Genomic DNA, 7,397 nt, shown 5'->3' on the forward strand with positions numbered 1-7,397 from the left:
CGTCGCCCTCAGTGCAGGCCAGGACCTGACCGTTACCTCCAGCCGCATCGAGGCCGCCAACGAAGCCTACCTGGTGGCCGGTGGCAAACTGGCCCTGCTCGCTGCCGAGGACAGCGACTATTCCCTGTACGACAAAAAGAAAAAAGGCCACTTCGGCGCCAAGAAAACCAAGCACGACGAAGTCACCGACGTGACCAACGTGGGCACCGAGATAAAAACCGGCGGCGACCTGCTGCTGGTCAGCGGCGGCGACCAGACCTACCAGGCCGCCAAACTCGACAGCGGCAAGGACCTGACCCTCAACAGCGGCGGCGCCATCGCCTTCGAAGGCGTGAAGGACCTGCACCAAGAAAACCACACCAAGAGCAACAGCAACCTGGCCTGGAACAGCGCCAAGGGCAAAGGCAAAACCGACGAAACCCTGAAGCAGAGTGAGTTGGTAGCGCAAGGTGAAGTGGCCATCCATGCCGTGGACGGCCTGAACATCGACGTGAAGCAGGTGAACCAGCAGACCGTGAGCCAGGCCATCGACGCGATGGTGAAGGCTGACCCGCAGTTGGCGTGGTTGAAAGATGCTGAGCAGCGCGGTGATGTGGACTGGCGGCAGGTGAAGGAGATTCATGACTCGTTCAAGTACAGCCAGTCAAGCCTTGGCCAAGGCGCAATGCTGGCAATCATCATTGTTGTGTCGGCTTTGACAGCCGGAGCAGCAAGTGGGGCTTTAGGTACCATGGCGGGTGTCGAGGCGGGAAGCGGCTTTACAATGGCTGCAGCAGGCAGCACGGCCATGGTTCAAGCCGGCACGGCCGTGGGAACTGCGGCAGCAGGTCTTGGGAATATAGTAGCTACCGCCGCCATAACTTCGGTGGCAAGTAAGGCCGCTGTTAGCGTCATCAATAATAAAGGCCAATTAGGATCGACCTTAAAGGACGTCACGTCTGCTGAGTCAATGAAAGGGTATCTAACATCGGCCGCGATGGCCGGTATGATGCCTGGCTATGATCCGGCTTCGTTAGGGCTAAATCTCGCGAGCGTACAAGCTGTACTAATGAAGTCTGCATCCGATGCTTTTGTTAATTCGGTCATAAATGGCGGAAGTTACTCGGCCAATTTGAGCGCCGCGCTTGCAGGAGAGGCCGGAAATGTTGGTATGGCGTTTGGCTTCAAAATGGTTGGTGATTTCGCACTAGGAAAATATGATGATGGAACCCCCCAAAAAGTAATGGCGCACGCGCTGGTGGGTGGGCTGTTGGCGCAAGCTACAGGCGGCGACTTCAAGACTGGGGCAATGGCCGCGGGTGCTAGCGAGGCACTTGTCAACGTTATCAAGAACATGGTTGGTAGCGATAAATCACTTCAGGTGATGGCTTCACAACTCACCGGGCTAGTTGCCGCAGCGTCAGTCAATGGGGATGTCGGGAAAGGCGCCGAAATTGCAAAATATGGCGCGGTATACAATCGTCAGCTTCACTCCGAAGAGCAAGAGTGGCTTGAGAAAAACGCAAAAACATTCGCCGATAAATATGGAATAAGCGAGCAAGCAGCTAAAGAGCGTTTAGCTCAGCAAGCCCTAAAAGATACCGATATTCTATGGCGCTCGTTACTAAGTGACGGCAATGACGTTAATGCGCAGGCGTTCCTGGAATCTTCTGGGCAGACATTTACCAATGAGTTAGGAAAGCAGCAGGCCCTATTTACGACGTCGGGCAATCAGCTGTTCCTGCCAGAAATGTTTGCTGATACAGTTGATCCAGTTTTTTATAAGAAATTTGTTCAGAGCGGTATGAGTCGGGAGCTTAGTGCAGGTGTAATACAGGAGTTAAAGGACTCAGGTGTTGATTTAAAGAATGGTGCTGTGAATTTATATGACGCCGCCAGGCAGAATCCAGGGGCGGTATTGAATGGCCTTTGGGAAAGTGTAGGTAATCTACCGGAAAATGTGGTCGACGGTTTCGTACAAAGCGGAAAATCTATCGGAGAAGGTGTTGCGGTAGCGGCTGATGCTGATCTCTCCGCGAAGCTTAATGCAATTTATGGCCAAGATGTAGGCGCCATACAGAAAGCATTATTGGCTATTAGAATCTTTACTGCGGTTGCCGGTGCGAAAGGCGTTGCTAATGTAAATGATGTAGTGGCCGGTGCGATATCGAAAAAGCTAGATGCTGTATTGGTTGTAAAGAAGGTAGAAAAAAATGACATCGAGAGTTGGGATAAACTTACCTATCTTTCAAATAGCTCTGCGCCGGAGATAAGAGAACGGCTTACTAAGGCTATTGATGAGATCCGACGTGAGCTACCTGAAAAAGGTAACGCAGCTTTTGCTGAGATTAATATAGATTCTTTTTCTCCTGAAACGGTGGTGATGAAGGCATTTAGTGGTTACAATGAGCGCATTAGCGAGTTTTTACCAAAGCCTGATGGTGACCTGAATTCTTGGCTGTTGAAGCCCAAGGTTGCGACTTCAAAGTATGTGGATACGCCTGAAGGTTATCTGCGCGATATGGATACGGAGTTTAAAGTTCTTGAAAATCTTGCTCAAAAATTGAAGGGTAATAGTGCAGCTACGGGCAGTATCAATTTGATATCAGAAAAGGCAGTTTGCCCTAGTTGCACTTCAGTGATTCAGCAATTCCGAGATATGTATCCAAGAATAAAACTAAATGTTTTTACTGTTGAAGAATGAAAGGGTTAAAAGTGAAGATTTCTATAGATGAATTAAGCGATATAATTGCTGGCACTTATAAGCACGCAATAAAAGATTTAGGATTTAGGCCAGAACAAGCATTTGCTTATGTGTTAGAGGAAACGGATTACGCAGTTCGGAAGGATGGGAAACCGTTGAAGTTTGTGTGGCAGGTTATGGTTTATATGCATGGATTGAAGAATGGTTTGGTTCTCTCTGAGGAGAGTGATTATGCAAGTGATATGTTGGACTTGCTGTGCGAAGGTTACTTGGAGTTTAGAAGTTGTCAGCTGGCTGGCTTGGGTATTTCTGAAGAGAAAATAGCGACTATACTAAGAGATGCTGAAATTGTTAAAGATATATTCTTGCGTGGTCGGTGCGTTTGATTAAAAATCGTTTTATAGTTTATTTAATTTTCTATTGATATAGTGTGTTTTCAAGAATTTGGATAAGTGCGGCAGGGTGGAAACTTTGATCAAAATAAAAAACTTAGTATTCTTGGTTATACTCTTAATGGTTTCTGGATGTACCACACCTCTTGACAAGGCTACGGTATATTATGAGAGATCACTTTTCGCCGATCAGCTGGCCGACCAAACATCTGATATTAAAAAACAAATTCTCCAACATGGTCGCTGTAATGTGATTATCGGTACGCCAGGTTCAAATATAGGTATTATGAGTTTCTGCGTCTATGCGATGACGCAAGATGCATTACGTGTACTTGCATGGAATGCTTCAACCCTACAGTACACGCCCATTGTACAGTTGAACTGGTCGAGTATTTCCTCCATTAGCCTGAAGACCTTTGGTTTGACCAAGCAGATTCAAATTTCTGAAAAGCAGCGTCAAACGGGATTTAGCGCTATTGTTGATGGTGGTGGTTACATTGACAGAGACGCAACAGTTAAGATTTTCGAATTCGCGAAGGAAAAAGGCGTCAAGGTTGTGGAAAGTGATGGTTTGATGAAGGTGCCGCAGGGTGACACCATGTTTGTACCAATCATTATCAAGCGTTAAATATGATTAAAAACTGCTCTTTAATAATAGAATTTTATTATTTTTATTGAAGAGTTTATTGGTCGTGGCGCTGCTGGGCAGCGCCTAATGCTCAATAGTTATAGCCTCACACACATCCAGCGTAATTTGTTAAATTGGCTTCAAGCTTCATCAAAACGATTGAAAGCGTCTGAAATTTTCATGTACAAAGGGACAAGCAAGCAATGCAGATCGCTTGCCTTAAATTGCCTGGTATCAGCAGCATCCAATAGCTCAAGTATCACCCGTAAAGAGCACTCTGCTGAACTCAGGTCACTCCGCGATTTTTCGAGCCTATTGATTAAATTGCTCATTTTTAGCAGCTCTGTTTCGAATTGATCGCAGGCCGATGCTGGCAAGCTATGAACGAAATCAACAAGCGCCTTATGAGTTTTCGAAAGCCCCATCATTCAGCACCTCCACAATAACCCGTGGTGCTGACGTAAAAACTGCACTGGCTGCCTGCAAAAGCAGCATCCAAAGCTGAATTCAAAAACGATTCGAACCCTCTATGTGCAAAAGCCGGATATAAGGTCTTCATGCAAACTCCTTGTACTTGAAGCCACCAAGCTCTGCCGCCAAGCAGAACAGGGTGGCGGGTTACGCGGGATTGGCGGACCGGCGTACAAGGGAACCGGCGCACCCGAGGGTGCTCCCGCATAACCCACCATAAAGCGACAAGCACAAAAAAAGCGCCTGTGGTTTACCGGTGGCGCTGATGCGCCTTGTACTGCGAGCCGCCAAGCTCGACCGCTGATGTGCAACGGCGTGCATAGGGTAACGATTACTCCCCACGCGAACAAGCTTCCACGCCTAACCCCTTACTTACCGACCTCAAGCAGTTCATGAGCTCGGACTACCTCCTCGCCGGGCTGGGCTACGACCCCGACCAGAGCGCCAAGCGCCTGGGCGATGGCCTGTACGAACAGCGCCTGGTGCAGCAAGCCGTTACCGCCCGCACCGGCCAAGCGTTCATCGATGGGCAAACCTCCAACGAGGCCCAGTTCAAGTACCTGATGAACAACGCCCTGGCCAGCAAAACCGAACTCAACCTCTCGGTAGGCGTGAGCCTCACGGCCGAACAAGTCGCCGCGCTTACCCACGACATCGTGTGGCTGGAAAACGCCGTAGTGAACGGCGAAACCGTGCTGGTGCCGGTGGTGTACCTTGCCCAGGCCAGCGGCCGCCTGGGCCCTACCGGTGCACTGATTGCCGGTAATGACGTAACCCTGATCGCCGGCCAGAACCTGGAGAACATGGGCACCCTCAAGGCCGCCAACAACCTCTCCGCCACGGCGGGCAACGACCTGGTGAACAGCGGCCTCATCCAGGCTGGCAACCGCCTGGACCTGCTGGCGGGCAACACCATCGTCAACAAGGCGGGCGGCATCATCGCCGGCCGTGACGTGAGCGTGACCGCCGTCAATGGCGACGTGCTCAACGAACGCACAGTAACCACCCACCAGAGCGGCGCGGCGGGTAAGACTGAGCAGCGTGACTTCATTGACAACGCTGCCCGTATCGAAGCCGCCAACGATCTCACCTTGCAAGCCGGGCGTGATATCACCAGTATTGGTAGCGTGCTGCAAAGCGGGCGAGACCTGAGCCTCACGGCGGGCAGGGATATCAATCTGCTGTCCGCACAGCAGATGAACAGTAATACGCAGGGCAGCCGCTACAGCGACAGCACGGTGATCCAGAACGGCTCGTCTGTCACCGCCGGCCGCGACCTCAGCGCCCAGGCCGGGCGCGACCTGAACGTGATCGCCAGCGCCTTGGAAGCCAAGAGGGACGTGGCCCTGTCGGCCACCGAAGACCTGAGCATCAACTCGGCGGCAGACGAGCAACACTCCTATTCCAAGAGCAAAAAGGTCACGCGCCAGGAAGACCACGTTAGCCAGGTGGCGAGTACCGTGACCGCCGGGGGTAGCCTTGCGGCAAGCGCTGGTAAAGACCTCACGCTGACAGCAAGCAAGGTGGAGGCTGGGAAGGAAGCCTATATCTACGCAGGCAATAACATCGAATTACTGGCTGCTCAAAACGAAGACTACAGCTACTACCAAAAGACCAAGAAACATAGCGGCACCTTCAGCAGTAGCAGTAAAACCACCACGCGTGAAAGTTCTGCGTCTGAAGCAGTGGGGTCCACCATCACGGCAGGCGGGGCGCTCACGCTGGGCGCCGTGCAAGACATCGAGGCCATTGGTGCGACGGTTTCCAGCACCAACGGGGCACTCAAGGCCGTAGCAGGGCGAGATGTAACCGTAGCGGCTGCACAAAGCGCGTATACCGCGCAGCAGGGTGTGAGCAAAAGCAAGCGAGGCGCGCTTTCAGGTTCGGCAAAAGTACAGCAGGACGCCAGCCAGCAAACAGTCGCTCAAAGCTCTACCTTCAGCGGTGACACCACGGCCATAAAAGCCGGGCGCGATTTGATTGTCGAGGGCAGCAATGTCGTTTCGACCCAGCAAACAACCCTGGCAGCCGCCGGCAATGTCTTGATCGATGCGGCCAGCCAAACCCAGGACGAGCAGCACAGCAAAAGCGTCAAACGCTCCGGCTTGATGAGCAGTGGGGGTATTGGCGTAACCCTGGGTACTTCGCTGAACAAGACGACGCAGGCCAGCCTTGGCGAGAGCCAGAAATCGAGCACGGTCGGCAGCGTGTTAGGCGATGTAAGCGTTATTGCTGGCAAAGATGTTGTTGTGCGTGGCTCTGAGTTGGTGGCAGGTAATGACATCAGCCTCACTGGCCGCAATGTCAGTGTAATCGCCGCCCCTAGCCAGTCCAGCTTCGAACAAACGCAGAAGAGCCGTTCAAGCGGGTTGACCCTGGCGCTGTCCGGTAACGTAGGTAGCGCGCTCAACAACGCAGCTCAAGACCTCAATACCGCACGCAAGCAAGAGGCGGGCGACAGTCGCCTGAATGCGTTGCAGGGCATGAAAGCGGGCCTTAGCAGCTACCAGGCCTGGCAGGCTGCGCAGTTGGCTGATGCCAATGGCGCCGCAGGTGAAGACGGTAGCTATTGGGGTGTCAGCTTGTCCCTGGGTACGCAGCACGCCCAATCCCAGCAGCTTCAAAAGCAGACCACCAACCAAGCCGCTACATTGACCGCCGGGCGAGACATCGCCATTACCGCTACAGGCAACCAGGGTGCGGATGGGGACCTCCTGCTGCAAGGCACGCAGGTGAAGGCGGGGCGTGACATCTCGCTTGAAGCGAAGCGTGACATCCTGCTGATGGCTTCTGCCGATACGCAGACCCTCAAAGGGAAGAACAGCAGCGGTGGCGGTAATGTCGGTATATCCGTAGGAGGTAGCGCCGACCACCTCGGGATTACCGTTTTCGCCAATGCCAATGCAGGTAAAGGCTCGGAAAAGGGCAATGGCGTTAGCTGGAATGAAACCACGCTGGACGCCGGTCGCAAGGCCAGCCTGAAAAGCGGCCAAGACACTACGTTGGAGGGCGCACAAGTCTCCGCCGACCAGGTCGCCGTGAAGGCCGGTAGGGACCTGCTGATGCGCAGCCCTCAGGACGCTAACGACTACGCCTCGCGCCAGCAGAACGTGAGTGGCGGTTTGAACTTCACCTTCGGCACCATGAAGGTAGGTGGCAACCTCAGCCTGGCCCAGGATCGCCTGAAGTCCAACTTCGACAGCGTCAAAGAACAGACTGGGCT

At 52.8% G+C, this 7,397-nt stretch carries 5 protein-coding genes and 1 pseudogene; 4 read left to right on the forward strand and 2 right to left on the reverse strand.

Annotated elements, in window-relative coordinates:
- The 3 genes from HBH25_RS22620 to HBH25_RS22630 all read left to right on the forward strand — a co-directional run.
- On the forward strand, positions 1 to 2,683 hold a 2,683-nt coding region (locus HBH25_RS22620; protein WP_178089115.1), incomplete at its 5' end, for a DUF637 domain-containing protein.
- Entirely contained in the window at positions 2,680 to 3,069 is a 390-nt protein-coding gene (locus tag HBH25_RS22625; RefSeq protein WP_168086187.1) for a hypothetical protein, read from the forward strand. The genes HBH25_RS22620 and HBH25_RS22625, both read left to right, overlap by 4 nt.
- A 76-nt stretch (positions 3,070 to 3,145) precedes the next feature.
- Positions 3,146 to 3,703 carry a hypothetical protein gene (locus tag HBH25_RS22630; protein ID WP_168086188.1) on the forward strand — a complete coding sequence of 186 codons (558 nt, stop codon included), beginning with the start codon at positions 3,146 to 3,148 and terminating at the stop codon, positions 3,701 to 3,703.
- A gap of 140 nt (positions 3,704 to 3,843) precedes the next feature.
- Here HBH25_RS22630 and HBH25_RS22635 read toward each other — a convergent pair whose 3' ends face one another.
- Complete coding sequence (locus HBH25_RS22635) at positions 3,844 to 4,131, reverse strand: DUF1484 family protein (protein WP_168086189.1); 288 nt, start codon at positions 4,129 to 4,131, stop codon at positions 3,844 to 3,846.
- Positions 4,128 to 4,262 carry a hypothetical protein gene (locus HBH25_RS23550; RefSeq protein WP_267874465.1) on the reverse strand — a complete coding sequence of 45 codons (135 nt, stop codon included), beginning with the start codon at positions 4,260 to 4,262 and terminating at the stop codon, positions 4,128 to 4,130. Before HBH25_RS23550 ends, HBH25_RS22635 begins: the two co-directional genes overlap by 4 nt.
- Before the next feature lie 274 nt (positions 4,263 to 4,536).
- On the opposite strand from HBH25_RS23550, the pseudogene HBH25_RS22645 reads away from it, so the two are divergent.
- Positions 4,537 to 7,397, forward strand: a pseudogene (locus HBH25_RS22645) (hemagglutinin repeat-containing protein); the annotation flags it as partial.

It is taken from the genome of Pseudomonas quercus, from assembly GCF_012033695.1.
Lineage (GTDB): Bacteria > Pseudomonadota > Gammaproteobacteria > Pseudomonadales > Pseudomonadaceae > Aquipseudomonas > Aquipseudomonas quercus.

Excerpts from the sequence above, each read along its gene's own strand:
- HBH25_RS22635 (WP_168086189.1), bottom strand. The coding sequence starts at position 4,131 with ATGATGGGGCTTTCGAAAACTCATAAGGCGCTTGTTGATTTCGTTCAT.
- HBH25_RS23550 (WP_267874465.1), bottom strand. The coding sequence starts at position 4,262 with ATGAAGACCTTATATCCGGCTTTTGCACATAGAGGGTTCGAATCGTTT.
- HBH25_RS22625 (WP_168086187.1), top strand. The coding sequence starts at position 2,680 with ATGAAAGGGTTAAAAGTGAAGATTTCTATAGATGAATTAAGCGATATA.